This is a genomic window from Parabacteroides acidifaciens, from assembly GCF_003363715.1.
Classification (GTDB): domain Bacteria; phylum Bacteroidota; class Bacteroidia; order Bacteroidales; family Tannerellaceae; genus Parabacteroides; species Parabacteroides acidifaciens.
Window position 1 is genome coordinate 133241 of the sequence record NZ_QREV01000006.1, and the last position, 15220, is coordinate 148460.

The 15220-nt window shown below is 44.3% G+C and carries 11 protein-coding genes; 9 read left to right on the plus strand and 2 right to left on the minus strand.

The features are described 5' to 3' along the window. The first annotated feature begins 68 nt into the window (after positions 1–68). Together polA and DWU89_RS21245 are read left to right on the plus strand one after the other, a co-directional pair. Complete coding sequence (polA, locus tag DWU89_RS04465) at positions 69–2903, plus strand: DNA polymerase I (RefSeq protein WP_115498471.1); 2835 nt, start codon at positions 69–71, stop codon at positions 2901–2903. 18 nt (positions 2904–2921) lie between these two features. Then, a complete protein-coding gene (locus DWU89_RS21245) occupies positions 2922–3296 on the plus strand; it encodes a 6-bladed beta-propeller (RefSeq protein ID WP_115498472.1) in 375 nt (124 codons plus the stop codon). Here the strand turns inward: DWU89_RS21245 and DWU89_RS04475 are convergent. Next, positions 3205–4272 (minus strand): Fic family protein, encoded by a 1068-nt coding sequence (locus tag DWU89_RS04475; RefSeq protein WP_115498473.1) that lies wholly within the window; start codon positions 4270–4272, stop codon positions 3205–3207. The genes DWU89_RS21245 and DWU89_RS04475 overlap by 92 nt on opposite strands. Positions 4273–5683: 1411 nt before the next feature. Here DWU89_RS04475 and DWU89_RS04480 point away from each other — a divergent pair. The 7 genes from DWU89_RS04480 (at position 5684) to DWU89_RS04510 (ending at position 13366) form a co-directional block, all read left to right on the plus strand. Further along, complete coding sequence (locus DWU89_RS04480; RefSeq protein WP_115498474.1) at positions 5684–6871, plus strand: ATP-binding protein; 1188 nt, start codon at positions 5684–5686, stop codon at positions 6869–6871. 222 nt (positions 6872–7093) lie between these two features. Continuing rightward, positions 7094–8197 carry a redox-regulated ATPase YchF gene (gene ychF / locus DWU89_RS04485; RefSeq protein WP_115498475.1) on the plus strand — a complete coding sequence of 368 codons (1104 nt, stop codon included), beginning with the start codon at positions 7094–7096 and terminating at the stop codon, positions 8195–8197. Between the two features lie 20 nt (positions 8198–8217). Next, a complete protein-coding gene (locus tag DWU89_RS04490) occupies positions 8218–9630 on the plus strand; it encodes a family 16 glycoside hydrolase (protein ID WP_115498476.1) in 1413 nt (470 codons plus the stop codon). A gap of 205 nt (positions 9631–9835) precedes the next feature. Continuing rightward, a complete protein-coding gene (locus DWU89_RS04495; protein ID WP_115498477.1) occupies positions 9836–11473 on the plus strand; it encodes a 6-bladed beta-propeller in 1638 nt (545 codons plus the stop codon). Further along, complete coding sequence (locus DWU89_RS04500; RefSeq protein ID WP_115498478.1) at positions 11470–11784, plus strand: hypothetical protein; 315 nt, start codon at positions 11470–11472, stop codon at positions 11782–11784. The genes DWU89_RS04495 and DWU89_RS04500 overlap by 4 nt, the downstream gene beginning before the upstream one ends. Continuing rightward, a complete protein-coding gene (locus DWU89_RS04505; RefSeq protein ID WP_115498479.1) occupies positions 11751–12413 on the plus strand; it encodes an ATP-binding cassette domain-containing protein in 663 nt (220 codons plus the stop codon). The genes DWU89_RS04500 and DWU89_RS04505 overlap by 34 nt, the downstream gene beginning before the upstream one ends. Before the next feature lie 38 nt (positions 12414–12451). Then, positions 12452–13366, plus strand: coding sequence for a TolB family protein (locus DWU89_RS04510; protein ID WP_115498480.1), 915 nt, complete (start codon positions 12452–12454; stop codon positions 13364–13366). A gap of 501 nt (positions 13367–13867) precedes the next feature. Here the strand turns inward: DWU89_RS04510 and DWU89_RS04515 are convergent. Beyond that, positions 13868–14989: an AraC family transcriptional regulator gene (locus DWU89_RS04515; RefSeq protein WP_115498481.1), complete on the minus strand. Its 1122-nt coding sequence runs from the start codon at positions 14987–14989 to the stop codon at positions 13868–13870. Between the last annotated feature and the right edge of the window lie 231 nt (positions 14990–15220).

The following is a 15220-nucleotide window of genomic DNA, read 5'->3' on the forward strand; positions in this document are numbered from 1 at the left end:
AAGTATCGAGTAAGCGAGTTTTTTCGTACATTTACCGACAATTGTCACACTAAAACGTGTTAAAAGCGATGAAGTTATTCCTCATAGATGCTTATGCATTGATTTATCGGTCCTATTACGCCTTTATCAAGAATCCGCGTATCAACTCCAAAGGCATGAACACTTCGGCCATCTTTGGTTTCATCAATAGTCTGGAAGAAGTCCTGAGACGTGAAAACCCAACTCATATAGCTGTTGGCTTCGATCCGAAAGGCCCGACCTTCCGCCACGAAGCCTACGAACAGTACAAGGCCCAACGGGAAGAAACTCCGGAAGATATCCGCAAATCGGTCCCTTACATTAAAGATATCATAGAAGCCTATAATATCCCGATTCTGGAAGTACCACGCTATGAGGCTGACGACGTAATCGGTACGGTAGCCAAGCAAGCCGAAAAAGAAGGATTCGAGGTTTACATGATGACGCCCGACAAAGATTACGGTCAATTGGTATCCGAGCATATATTTATGTACCGTCCCCGTTTCGGCGGAGATTACGAGATTATGGGTGTCCCCCAGGTCTTGGCCAAATACGGACTTACTTCCGTCGACCAGGTGATCGACCTCTTGGGACTGATGGGCGACAGTTCGGACAACATCCCCGGCTGCCCGGGTGTCGGTGAAAAGACCGCTCAAAAACTACTGACAGAATTCGGAACTATCGAGAACCTCTTAGAGAACACCGACAAGCTGAAAGGTTCCCTCCAAAAAAAGGTCATCGAGAATATGGAGCAGATTCGTTTCTCCAAATTCTTAGCAACGATCAAGACGGATGTCCCCATTCAGTTCGATGCCGCCAAATGCATCCGTGAGAAGATGAACGAAGAGCGTCTAATTGAGATTTACACAGAATTAGAATTTAGAACATTTATTAACAGGATGTCCGGAGAACCGGAAAAAGTCAAAACAGAGTTCAAGTCAACCACAGCAACAACCGCTACCCCTGCCAAAAGTAGCAAAAAGAAAAAAGTGGCCGAAAACGGCCCGATTCAAGGCTCGCTCTTTGAAGAATTTGCGACCGAACCTACGGCTGCTCCAAAATATTCGACTCTCGCGAGCTTAAGAACGACACTCCACACCTATCATCTTGTTGATACAGAGGAAAAAAGAGCCGATTTAGGCCGCTTTTTGAATGAACAGGATTTTTTTGCTTTTGACACGGAAACAGACAGCATCGACCCATTGAAGGCCGGATTAGTCGGAATGTCGTTCGCCGTAAAGGAAAATGAAGCTTGGTACGTCCCTGTTCCGGCTGAACGCGAAGAGGCGGAGAAAATACTCGCCCACTTCGCTCCTGCCCTCCAAAATCCGAAATCGCTCAAGATCGGACAAAATATAAAATTCGACATTCTGGTTGTCCGCAAATACGGAATCCGGATAGCCGGCCCGTTATTCGATACGATGATCGCCCACTACCTGCTGAATCCGGAATTGCGTCACGGCATGGACTACCTTGCCGAAACGTACCTCAAATATAAAACAGTGCACATCGAGGAACTGATCGGTCCGAGAGGAAAGAAACAACTTTCCATGCGCGACGTTCCTGTCGCCCAGGTTGCCGAATACGCAGCCGAGGATGCCGATGTGACACTCAAACTGAAAAACTATTTTGCCCCCTACCTGGAAAAGGAAGGACTGGAATCTCTTTTCTACGATATCGAAATGCCATTAATATATGTATTGGCAGAAATGGAATATACAGGTGTAACCGTAGATACGGTTGCCCTGAAACAATCATCCGAAGAACTGACTGCCACGCTGAAAAAGCTGGAAAAAGAAATATATGAACTGGCAGGCAAGAAATTCAACATCAACTCCGCCCGCCAGGTTGGCGAGATCCTTTTTGTCCATCTCAAGTTAGAAGAGAAAGCAAAAAAGACCCGGACAGGCAGCTACAGCACAAGTGAAGATATATTAGAGAAAATGCGCTCCAAACATCCTGTCGTAGGAAAACTGCTGGAATATCGCGGACTGAAAAAGTTACTCAGCACTTATATAGATGCCCTGCCCGAACTGATCAACCCGAAGACCGGCAAGATACACACTTCCTATAACCAGGCTGTCACCTCGACCGGACGCCTCAGCTCCACCAATCCGAACCTGCAGAACATTCCGGTGCGTGACGAACTGGGACGCGAAATCCGTAAAGCCTTTACAGCCGAGAATGACAACTGTATTTTCTTCTCTGCAGACTATTCGCAGATCGAACTCCGCATCATGGCCCACTTGAGCAACGATGCCCACATGATCGAAGCTTTCCGCAGCGGAGCCGATATCCACGCAGCTACAGCAGCAAAAATATACGGTATCCCGGTTGAAGAAGTCACCTCCGATATGCGCAGGAAAGCCAAAACGGCCAATTTCGGCATCATCTATGGTATCTCCGTATTCGGACTTGCCGAGCGCCTGAACATCCCCCGTGCAGAAGCCAAAGAGTTGATCGAAGGCTACTTCAAGACATACCCGGACGTCCGTGCCTATATGGACGACAGCATTCTGATAGCAAAAGAAAAAGGGTACGTGGAGACAATCTACAAGCGGAAGCGTTTCCTGCCGGATATCAACTCCCATAATGCCATTGTGAGAGGTTATGCAGAACGAAATGCCATCAATGCGCCTATACAGGGAAGCGCCGCCGATATCATCAAAGTTGCTATGATCCGTATCTTCAACCGCTTCGAAGCCGAAGGCCTGAAAAGTAAAATGATTCTCCAGGTACACGACGAATTAAACTTCAATGTCCATAAAGACGAACTGGAAAAAGTGAAACAAATCGTACTCGAAGAAATGGAAGGCGCTATCAAACTTCAGGTTCCCCTGATCGCTGACTGCGGCGAAGGCATAAACTGGCTGGAAGCACATTAAACTTACTATTATAATCACATGAGATATATAACCTGCATTTTAATCCTATTTGCCGTTTGTTCCTGCAAAAAAGCAAACGATGATACCACAAAACTGATAGTAGTCGATGTAGCCAAAGATTATCCACAGAAAGAAATCTACTTACAAGATATTGCCGATGTGGAATATATACCTTTGGCTACATCCGATTCCATACTTGTCAACTCATCCCCTTCTATTGTCTCTGATAAAGGAATCGTAACAAGAGGCGGCAAAGTTGGTGAAATCCTCCTTTTCGATGCCAAGGGACAAGAACTTCGTTTTATTGTGTCACAAACACTCTCCAGCTTCCATCCTTCTCTCCGCGTTCTACATACTTCTTGGAAACCAGCTGATCCAATAATTTCTGAATAGCCGTCACACTGATGCCCGTTTCCTCTTTCATGTCCGCGAGCGTCAAAGTTGGCTGTGTTCGCATAGCGTTCAGTATCTTCGTATAATTAGGCGTTCGGAATGCAATCCGTTCCCCATCATACCACCACACATTATCATTCCTCTCGCTCACAAACAACACATCATTATATACTTCTGTTGCCACTAAGTCATTGAAATATTTCAAAAAAGGACGGATATCCTTGATATCTGCATGGGCACCATCACAAGGTATAGGACCTACTTCGAGATCAGCCTGATGCAAAGCTTCCAAATATTCACTCTTTTTGCGACTACGGACCACAATCATCGGATAGTCGTGGCGAGTTAGGATGTAGTTCACCATTAGCCGGGCAATACGACCGTTGCCGTCCTCGAAAGGATGAATACGTATATAACGATAGTGAAACAGTGCAGCCAACTCTACTGGTGAGAGTTTCCCCTCTTGTTCTGCAGCATTATACCAGTCTATCAAGTCACCCATCAGTCCAGGAGTTTCCTCTGGTGAGGCATATTCGAATCTGTCCCCATATCGTGTAATAACACTATTAGGACGTGTCTTATACTGTCCGGCATGAATCACATAACTTGTCTGTATACCACCAGGTAAATTACGGTATACAGTGTAATCCTCTCGCAGTATGGTCTTATGCAATGTCCGGATAAAATTCTGCGTCAACGGTATTCCTTTCACTGTAGCTTCTTCTGTCATCATCCGTAGACCTACGTTACTTGCCGCCATTTCTTGTACATCACGCACATCCGCCTCTCCAATCACCTTGCCGAAAAGTAGCAAGATCTCCGTCTGTCCATAAGTTAATGTATTACCCTCAATATGGTTACTGTTGTAGTTGAAGTCCACAGTAAAGCGGCGGCTAAGCCTTTCCCTATCTTTCTCTGACAGCGGCTGCAAATTCTGCCATGCAGCCAGCGCCTTCTTTATATTAAGATACTTCATACGGATTTATTTTATCAACAAACAATACAAAGATAGCGAAAAGTACACAAAAAGGTTGTAAAAGTATAACCTTTTTTGAATCATTTTTCAAGAGACATATCGCGGGACTCAATTATGAATGCCCATAAAAGCAAACTGCTTAAGACATAAAGCCTTGCTTATCTCAACGGATGAAGAGCATATCAATGACGCTCATGGCTTCATCCCGGCGGTTTACAATTGTACAGACAGAGTCTGGCTAACAAATCCGGCATTAGATACCATTACAACTAATAAAAAGAGATACAAAGTATATAAATCATATCATTTATACATTATCTTTGTCACGAACATTATTGCAAGGCGTTGCAATAACATATTAATAAAAACAAAAGCGTTATCATATTGTCCTTAAGCAAGAAAATCGCCAATTTTTCATCCAGCAAGGACAGTAGACAACAATTGCCTCACGTTTTTTGTATATATACAAATATATAAACATTAAGCGTGGGCTGTTGTCTATCTGCTGGATAGGTGTTTGGCGATACCTCTTGCTTGGATAGATGACAGTTCCCACGCTTTTATTGTATCTTTTCCTCTCCCGCTTATTCGCCTAAACAATATTTTCTGAATGTTAAATGAAGAGCCTCATCCGACCAGTATAGACTGAAAGGATGAGGCTCTATTTTTCTCATAAGTAAATCATTTCTTATCAAATACACCCCCATCCAACTTTCAACTTTCAACTCTTAACTTTCAATTATCCGGGGGGCTTATTGTATAAAACGTTTTTTTCGGGCTCAAAAAACATCCGAAACAAAACAAATGTTAATCCGCTTTTTCGACCTCAAAAAGGGACTTTCTCGCCTTTTTTGAGCGTTTCCAGCAATTACGACCGTCCTCTTTGCCATTACGACCGTGCTAATGTGTAGTGCACTCGGCACCTCGCGAAGATTAGCACGGTCGTAATGGCGATTTGGACGGTCGTAATTGAAAAGAGGACCGTCATAAGGGCAAAAAAGCACCTGAATTTCCTTGGGATATTTGGAACGCTATCCGTTTTATTTTCAAATATTCGATTCTCCGGGAGTTAAGCTTTATCACTTTGCCGGCGTTTCCGTCTTTCGGTAATCAAATTGCACGCTTTTCGGAATGGGCTGCGCACCTCACTTTATCTGTTGTCAGACAAAAAGGCCGAAATCGTAAAAAGAGTCAATCCAAAATGGATCAGAATTTCGGACGAAATAGAAAAACGGTCGAAATGGGGGGTTATTGTCTATTTTTCTGTTTGCAGAAGGTTCAAAATTTGCGAGTATTGAACCATAATACAGAGGTTCTGTTTTTCTTCATAAATACGTTGTTATAACTCAGATGTATTTATTATATTTGTATTGCGTAAAAATACGCATTACACTGCGTAAAATGTAACAACATGTATAAAAGAACAGAATATCAAGTAATTAAGAACCGACTTCAAGAGCAAAGAAAATTCATTCAGGTCGTGATGGGTGCTCGCCAGATAGGTAAATCAACGGTTGTCAAACAAGTGCTTAAAGACTTGGACGCTCCCTATCAGTTGTTTTCTGCCGACAATGTTCCAGCCACAAACAGTGCCTGGATTTCCAATTGTTGGGCAGCAGTTCGCAGTTTGAAAGAGAGCAAAGAACTGGAAAGTATTATTCTTGTCATTGATGAGATTCAGAAGATTGCCAATTGGAGCGAAGTGGTGAAGAAAGAGTGGGATGATGACACATTCCACGACCGCGACATCAAGGTACTACTTCTGGGTAGTAGTCGTGTATTATTGGAAAAAGGTTTGTCCGAATCATTAGCAGGGAGATTCGAAGAGATACGTATGAGCCACTGGAGCTATCTGGAAATGAAAGAATGCTTCGGTTTCTCACTCGATCAATATCTGTTCTACGGTGGTTATCCCGGTGCGGCATCTCTGATTGATGACGATGACCGTTTTCAACAATATATCCAATCATCCATTATCGAGGCTACTATCAATAAGGATATTTTAATGGACACTCCTATAAGTAAACCGGCTTTACTTCGTCAGACATTCGAATTGGGAGCGGCTTATTCCGGAGGACTACTCTCTTTGAATAAAATGTTAGGTTCGCTGCAAGATGCAGGTAACACGGCAACATTGGCCGGATATATCAATTTATTGAATGAAAGCGGATTGCTTTGTGGACTTCAGAAATTCAGCATCGACACGGCAAGACGGAAAGCGAGTATTCCCAAATTGCAAGTTTACAACAACGCATTAAAGATGGTATATAGCCCATTTACTTTTGAACAAGCCATTCTTGATCGTAAAGCGTGGGGGCATATCTTTGAATCAGGTATAGGAGCTTATATTGTCAGCCAAGCATTTACCCATCGTTTTGAGGTGTTCTATTGGCGTGAACGCAATGATGAGGTAGATTTCGTTCTCCGTAAAAAAGGTTCAGTGGTAGCAATTGAAGTCAAGAGTAATGCGGAAAAAAGAACGGAAGGGTTGGAGAAATTCAGACAACTCTTTAATCCCCAATCGTCATTCATTGTCGGTGATGGGGGTGTTAGTGCCGAGGACTTCTTTTCGATGGACATAAAAAAGCTGTTTAAATAATTAGAAACAGTTCTGTTTTTCTTATCATTGACATATTGCCACATCCCCGCATCGGCTCATATTTCTTAAAAGAGAGCAATAGCCTTTCCTGATTAGTACATTTGTTTAAGAGAATTGAAGTAAATTCGATTAGTAAACGTTATCTTTGCAAGTTGAAATTGCCAATGAATGACGGCATTAGGCAATCATACAACGAATTGATAATAAAACAAGATATTATTTATGGCTTTACAATGTGGCATCGTAGGACTTCCGAACGTAGGAAAGTCCACTCTTTTCAACTGCTTATCGAATGCAAAAGCACAGTCTGCAAACTTCCCGTTTTGTACGATAGAACCGAATGTCGGCGTTATCACCGTACCGGACGAACGATTGAATAAACTGGCTGAGATCGAACACCCCCAGCGCGTGATCCCCACAACGGTGGAAATCGTAGATATCGCCGGCCTCGTCAAAGGAGCCAGCAAAGGGGAAGGTCTGGGCAACAAGTTCCTTGCCAATATCCGTGAAACGGATGCAATCCTGCATGTATTGCGCTGCTTCGACGACGATAACATCGTCCACGTAGACGGGCGTGTAGACCCGGTCCGCGATAAGGAGATTATCGATGCCGAGTTGCAGATCAAGGACTTGGAAACCATCGACAGCCGTATCGCCAAAGTGCAGAAACAGGCACAGACAGGCGGTGACAAACAGGCAAAAATCGCTTACGAAGTACTTTGCAAATACAAAGAAGCATTGGAGCAGGGAAAAAGTGCCCGCACTGTTTCTTTTGAGACGAAAGACGAACAGAAAATTGCACACGACCTGTTCCTGTTGACCGACAAACCGGTCATGTATGTCTGCAACGTCGACGAAGCCAGCGCCGTGAATGGCAATAAATATGTAGATGCTGTCCGCGAAGCCGTAAAAGACGAGGATGCGGAAATCCTGATCGTTGCAGCCAAGATCGAAAGCGAAATTGCCGAATTCGAGACATATGAAGAGCGCCAGATGTTCCTTCAAGAAATTGGCTTGGAAGAATCCGGTGTTGCCCGTCTGATCAAGTCCGCATACAAACTGCTGAACCTGCAAACATTCCTGACTGCCGGTCCTGACGAATGCCGTGCTTGGACATTCCATAAAGGCTGGAAAGCTCCGCAATGCGCCGGTGTGATCCATACTGACTTCGAAAAAGGCTTTATCCGTGCCGAAGTAATCAAGTATGACGACTATATCTCTTACGGCTCGGAATCTGCCGTTAAGGAAGCCGGGAAGATGAGCGTGGAAGGAAAAGAATATATCGTACAGGACGGCGATATCATGCACTTCCGCTTCAACGTATAATTCTCAAAACAAGATACATTATGACAAAAAAGACCAGTACAGTATTAGCAACAGCTTTGATAAGCATTTGGGTATTCGCCGGTTGTGTGCGATACAATGTTGCAGAACCATTAAACCGCTTCAGTAGTCCCGAAATGGGGACTACTTCCGGCAATGAAATAACCGTGACACCCGGATCGACCTGGTTCGCCGAGGGCGAGTATGAAAACTTTGTGCTCACAGGGCAGGCTCTCACCAGTGACAATGCGGAAGCAGCCTTACTATTCCATACCGATGGAAAGTCTGGCTATGAAGTGACGTTCCGCAACGGCCCTATCGACGGTACACGTAAAAGCGGAAGTCTCGCATCCGTGCGCAATCTCTATCGTTCCCTGGCAGAAGGCGGGAAATGGTTTGATTTCGAAATTGCCGTACGCGGGCATAATATATCGGTTGCCATAAATGACACGGCAGTAATCTGTTATACCGAGCCCGAGCACCCCTACCGGACAAAAGAATATGCCGGACGCCTCCTCAGTCGTGGCTCTATCGCATTGAAGGGTGTAAACGGAGACGTGACCTTCCGCAATCTCCAGATGACGCGTCTGAAGCAAGATGCTGTGAACGAATCCGACACCATGCCCCGGATAGACGAACAAAACGATGCCGTAATCCGCTTCCAACAGCGTAATTTCCCCGTGATAGATTACCATGTGCATCTGAAAGGCGGTCTTACAAAAGAGATGGCACACGCCATGTCGATGAACTACGGTATCAACTACGGAGTAGCCCCCAACGCCGGTGAAGGAGGCGTCGGACGTATGCTTGCCGATGATAAAGAGGTGTACGAATACTTCAACGAAGTAAAAGACATGCCTTTCATGCGCGGTGTACAGGGCGAAGGACGTAAATGGACAGCCACCTTCTCACAGGAAGCGTTAGGCGTATTCGACTACCTTTTCACCGATGGCATGACCATTGTGGATCATAAAGGCCGTCTGTCACGAATCTACCGCCCGGAAGAGGTACACTACGACGGTGTAACGAAAGAGCAATATATGGAACATTTGGTCGATCAGACAGTAAAGATACTCACCAACGAGCCGGCCGACATCTATGCCAATCCGACTTTCCTGCCCGAAGAGCTGAATGCCGAATATGCAAAATACTGGACAGACGAACGTGTCAACCGTGTATTGGACGTATTGGTAAAATATAACATAGCACTCGAAATCAATGCACGCTACAAGATTCCGAGTTTCGATATCATCCGCAAAGCAAAAGAACGCGGAATCAAATTCACCTTCGGCACGAATAATGTAGATGCCAATTTCGGCAAACTGGAATATTGCCTGCAAGCAGTCGAAGAATGCGGCTTGACAGCAGACGACATCTGGTTCCCCAGCATGAGCGTCCGCCGTTCACGCGAGGTAGTCTTGTATAATAAGTGGTAGAATATAAATTATCACATTTACAGATAGTTTTCTTTCGCAGTGCGTTGCCAGTCAGTATCGGCAACGCACTGTTGCTTTATAGTAATTCCCGCCTTTTTCCATTCCCGTTACATTTTTACGAAGAATTAGTAAAAACATATAATATAATATCTTATATTTGCTTCTGAGTTCTAATTCGTAGTATACATCATCAAACAATCGGCTTATGAAAACACATTACCTTACTCCTATTTTCCTGGCTTTCTTATTGGCAACTTGTTCCGGAAACAAAACATCTGACAAAAAATCTTTGGATGATTGCCCTGTAGTCGCAACCACCCAGAAAGTAGCGAATGACAATGTTACAACTTTGCATCTTGACCGGGTAAAAGATACGCTTGACTTACCGGTAAGTCAACTGTTGGAGGACTTCCGGATTATTCCGCTCGATAACCGTAAGGAAGTATTAATAAAAAACGAGTTTGTAACTGCTTACGACAACTATATCCGCACAGGAGGAAGTATGGAAGAGCCTTGTAGGTTATTCGATAAGACAGGCCGCTTTCTCTGCCAAATCGGAGCAAACGGACAAGGACCTGGTGAATACTGGGCTGTTTATGATGACTACATAGACGAAGCAAACAATCGCATTTATCTTATGCCTTGGAATGCCAAATCAATGTTGGTTTATGACCTGAATGGAAAATATCTATCCAGCATACCGTTACCTACATTAGTTCCGAAAGGTGTTTTCACAATCGATACTAAAAGAAAATTGCTCACAATCGGACTACTACCTTTCAATGAGATTAACGGTGCTTCTGTCGTTTGGCAACAAGATTTTGAAGGAAATATCCTCCATCGAGTAGATGCCGCTCCCTATGCGATTGAAGGAGACTACAGTAATGAAGTTTCAAGTTACAGAAACAATAGCGGAACATTCGATTTCACAATTTTCCATTGGGTTCCAGTAGCTGATACACTCTACCATTTCATCGTGGAAGAGAATCGCCTTGCGCCGGTGTTCACATTACAACAGCCGGAAGAAAAGATACAGCACGATTATATCGAACTGCCCAATCACTTTTTAGTTGATATTCCAACCGATTATGCTACTGGACAATACGGGACATCTGTCTCTTCCCGCATTTGCGTGATCGTTGACAAAAAGACATTGAAAGGTGCTTATGTCCGTCTTTATAACGATTGGCTCGGCAGTGTTCCTCAATATGTCACATTCTGTTTTAAGAACGGATATTTCGCTTATACAATGGATCCAGGTAATCTTCTGGATAACATAGAAGCAGCCCTCTCTCATCCTGACCGCCTCAATGAAGAGCAGTTGACCCAATTAAAATCATTACAAAACAGTGTCAATGCGAATGATAACAACTATCTTTTCATCGGCAAAATTAAATCAACCACAGAGAACATAATGTTGAATACATCAACAATCACGCCAAAGAAACAAGCAGTAAAACAGCAAACAACCACTGCAATAACTGAAACAGACTCTGTATGGAATCTCCCCTATAACACAGCTTACATTCCCGATTATAAGTCATATTTTAATCAAAACAATAAATTCAAAGATTGGGATATATCAAAAAGAAAAGTTGTTATCGTAAAGGCATTGGTTGAAAAAGATGGTTCAGTCAGCGAAGCCCATATGTTTATGGGCGCAGACTACAACAAAGAAAAGAATCAAATCACAAATAGAAGAGAATCGGGATGTGGCATACAGGAGTTAGACAAAGAAGCAGTTCGTCTGATCCGTGAAGCTACATTCACACCTGGGAAAGATAAGGAAAAGAACCCTGTCAGAAGTAATATTGTCACATTTGTATTCTTCCCGCCATTATGACCCGCTTCCGCCTCTACCTCGCCTTCTTTCGCAGCACGCTGCTGATCAGTATCGTTTGTGGAGCGCTTTTTGCCTCCCTGACAGACGATTTCGTCAGCAGCGTACTGTTGTTTATTCCGACTTTTGGGCTGGGGATGGACTTACTCTATAAAGAGCTGACACGTAAGGAAGAATACTTCTTTTTCTATAATCAAGGCATCTGCAAGGCGAAACTTCTGACTGCCACATTTGCGATTTATGCCCTGTCATGTATAATCCTGTATCAAATCATCCGCTTATGTGTACTTGCCTGGAGGTCGACAGTGCCGTAAAGAGTTTTAAGGAGAAGACTGTACTGTCGGACGTCTACCTCTGTTGCCGTCCGGGAGACATCATTGCCCTGTTCGGACATAACGGATGCGGGAAATCAACCCTGCTGAATATTATCTTCGGGACACTGAAAGGCGACCGTAGTTTTATCCGTATCAACGGGAAAGTGATCAAAGGAGCCGCCTTTCGTACCGGTCTGGTGGCCTATCTGCCCCAACACGACTTTATCCCTTCTTACCTGACTGTCACCCAAGCTGTCGAACTTTATATCCCTAAAGAACAGCGAAACCAATTTCTTGGCGACCGCTTCCTGTTCAAAGCCCGGCACAACCGGATCGCCCATCTTTCGGGAGGCGAACTGCGTTATCTGGAAATCAAACTCATTCTATACAGCAAAGCTCCTTATATCCTGTTGGACGAACCGTTCAACGGCCTTTCCCCCATTGCTGCCGAAGAAATACGCATGCATATTGCAGAAAGTGCACGGACAAGGGGCATAATACTGACAGACCACAATTTCCGTGAAGTACACAAAATCGTAAACCGTATCTTCCTTCTGGACGAATGCTACCTGAAAGAAATCCATGAAAAAGAAGAATTAATTTCTTATGGTTATTACCGTCCCATTTAATTTTACTATCTTTCAGCGTTTTATTAATTCTCAAACATATGAAAACCTATTGCATTATTCTTTTAGCGGCTTGTGCCTCATTGGCTTCCGCCCAGCAACGCAACGTAACCAGCATACTGGAAGTGCTGGACGTAACAAACGGTAACCGCACCGTAGTCAAAGAATTTCCTTATCGCATCGAAGCCCCGAACTGGACGCCCGACGGCCAGTGGCTCGTTTATAATAGCGGAGGTAAGCTCTACAAGCTCTCACCCGATTCACCCGGCGAACCGGAAATGATCAATACCGGCTTTGCTGCCCGTTGTAACAACGACCACGTCATAGCCGCCGACGGCAGCCAGATAGCCATCAGTAACGGGACGAAAGAAGACGGTAAATCGCGTGTCTACACCCTTCCGATACAGGGAGGAACGCCGCGCCTGATCACTCCCCTGGGGCCCAGCTACCTGCACGGATGGAGTCCGGACGGGAAACAACTCGCCTACTGTGCCGAACGGAACGGTAATTTCGACGTATATGTAATCCCGGCAGAAGGTGGGGAAGAAATCCGTCTCACAACAGCCGAAGGGCTGGACGATGGCCCTGAATACTCTCCCTGCGGAGAATATATCTGGTTCAATTCTGTACGTACCGGCCTGATGCAAGTATGGAGAATGAAAAAAGACGGTTCCGAACAAACCCAGATGACATTCGACGAGACACGTAATTCCTGGTTCCCGCACGTCTCGCCCGACGGTAAATCCATCATTTTCATCACTTATTATAAAGGAGACCTGGAACCGGGTCAACACCTTCCCAATAAAAACGTAGAGCTTAGGATTATGCCTGCTACCGGAGGAGAACCGAAAACGCTGGTCAAACTATTCGGCGGACAGGGAACGATCAACGTCAACTCATGGGCACCGGACAGCAAGCACGTCGCATTCGTCAGCTACCGTCTGAATAAGCCCTGATAGGAAATTCACCGGATTTATTTGTCAAATACCCATCTCCTATTACATGTCACTTCCGTGTTCCTTTCATGTCACAGTTGAATTTCTTTTGTGTTACAATTGTAATCTTTCTGTTTCACAGCTGTGACATGAATAGCGGATGGGTATAAAGACACCGGACATCCCACATAAACCACTCTATATGTCGGCTTGTTCCTTCCTTTACGGCACCACAGCCCCATGAAACACTGCGTTAGCAAACGCTTCACAGCGTATCTTAGCCGACACCGGCATAATTACTTCACACCATATTTCTGCATTCCATATTCACCTAATACCTCAAGGCATCTGAGGCACTTTCTAAAGAACTTCTTCATAGCTTCTCTCTTCTTGTTTAAAAACGATTTATGCAAAACTCATCTATTATGCGTCTCATAATTATGTTTTACAACACAAAAGTAGAGGTTAATCGGATACGTTATTCACTTTAGATGCCTATTTAACATCATTTGCACAATCTGTTTATCTGTTGTTCCTATAGTCCGACGGAATCGTGCCCGTACACTTCTGGAAAGCCCGGCGGAAGGTGCTGATCGAATGAAATCCCGAACGTTCGGCAATTTCCTGTATGCTGGCGTTGGGTTCGGCATCCATCAAACGCTTGCTTTCCTCGATCCGGAACTGGTTGACATAGTCGGAAAACGATTGTCCCAGTTCACGGTTGAACAGTTGGGAAAGATAAGAACGGCTGATCGGAAAAACCCGTTGCAAGTCCGTCAGGCGCAAATCTTCACGGAGGTACGGTTTTTCCTTCTCAAACCAAGCATTTACTTCCTCCGCATAGCGTTTGCTAAGGATTCCGTGCTCATCGTCATTATTCACATCATCCTGCTGGTTCGGCAAATCCCACCCGTCCTTAAAAGAATAATCCAAGACAACGACTTTAAGGAATAATGCTTTATAGAAGAAATAATACCAGGCAAAAAGTAGTACGGTCTTATCGATCACATACATGACCGGAATATCCGTCAGCAATAGGACAAGATAAAAACCATACAAAACAATTAAAATTATCATCGTTTTCTTCAGCCAGTCCAGATCATACTCCTCCGGATCGGAGACGTTTTCAGCCAAAAAGACCTTAAAGTCTTTACTATACCGGGCTATCAGGTAAACAGGCAACACCATGTAGAACAAAGTCAGAACAAAAACCGTCATACGGAGCAAAACGTCCATATTAAAAAACTCGAACACTTCCTCCAGCGAATAATATGTATGGATTTCCCCTCCCGACAAACGGTAAGCCAGATAAGCCAAACCGCCGACAACAACCGGACTGATAAAGACAAGGAAGCGCCGGCAAGTCAGATAACCCGGCCGCAGCACTTCAATGACGTAACAAGCTAACGTCGCCGTAACCAAAGCCCCTATTATCAATACATCCGGATGAAAAGCCTCCTTCGCTTCATGGAGATAAAGATTGACAGACAGTCTTACGACAGCCATGATAGCCCACGAATACATCCCCCAGCCCAGTATCTTTTTTGCACGGTTTTCCCCTGCACGGAGCAAAAGAGTTGTCCCGCCAAAAACACAGAACCCGATGATCTGTAGACTTAGTAAAAACTGAATTTTATCCAACATAATATATCTCCCTTTTAAGTAAACAAATTGAAGCATTAAATAGTTGATTTGCACTATAAGTAGACAATTTGACGCCTGTGGACAATTTGCACCCCATGCTTTTATATGAATTCATCGTGGTTTTATACCGAATGCACCCTCTACTTCTCCAAACCGTGACCTTTCCTGAAATCAGTTTACAGATTAAACAATTATAACTAAACTCAATTTACATAACAAAGATTAAAACCT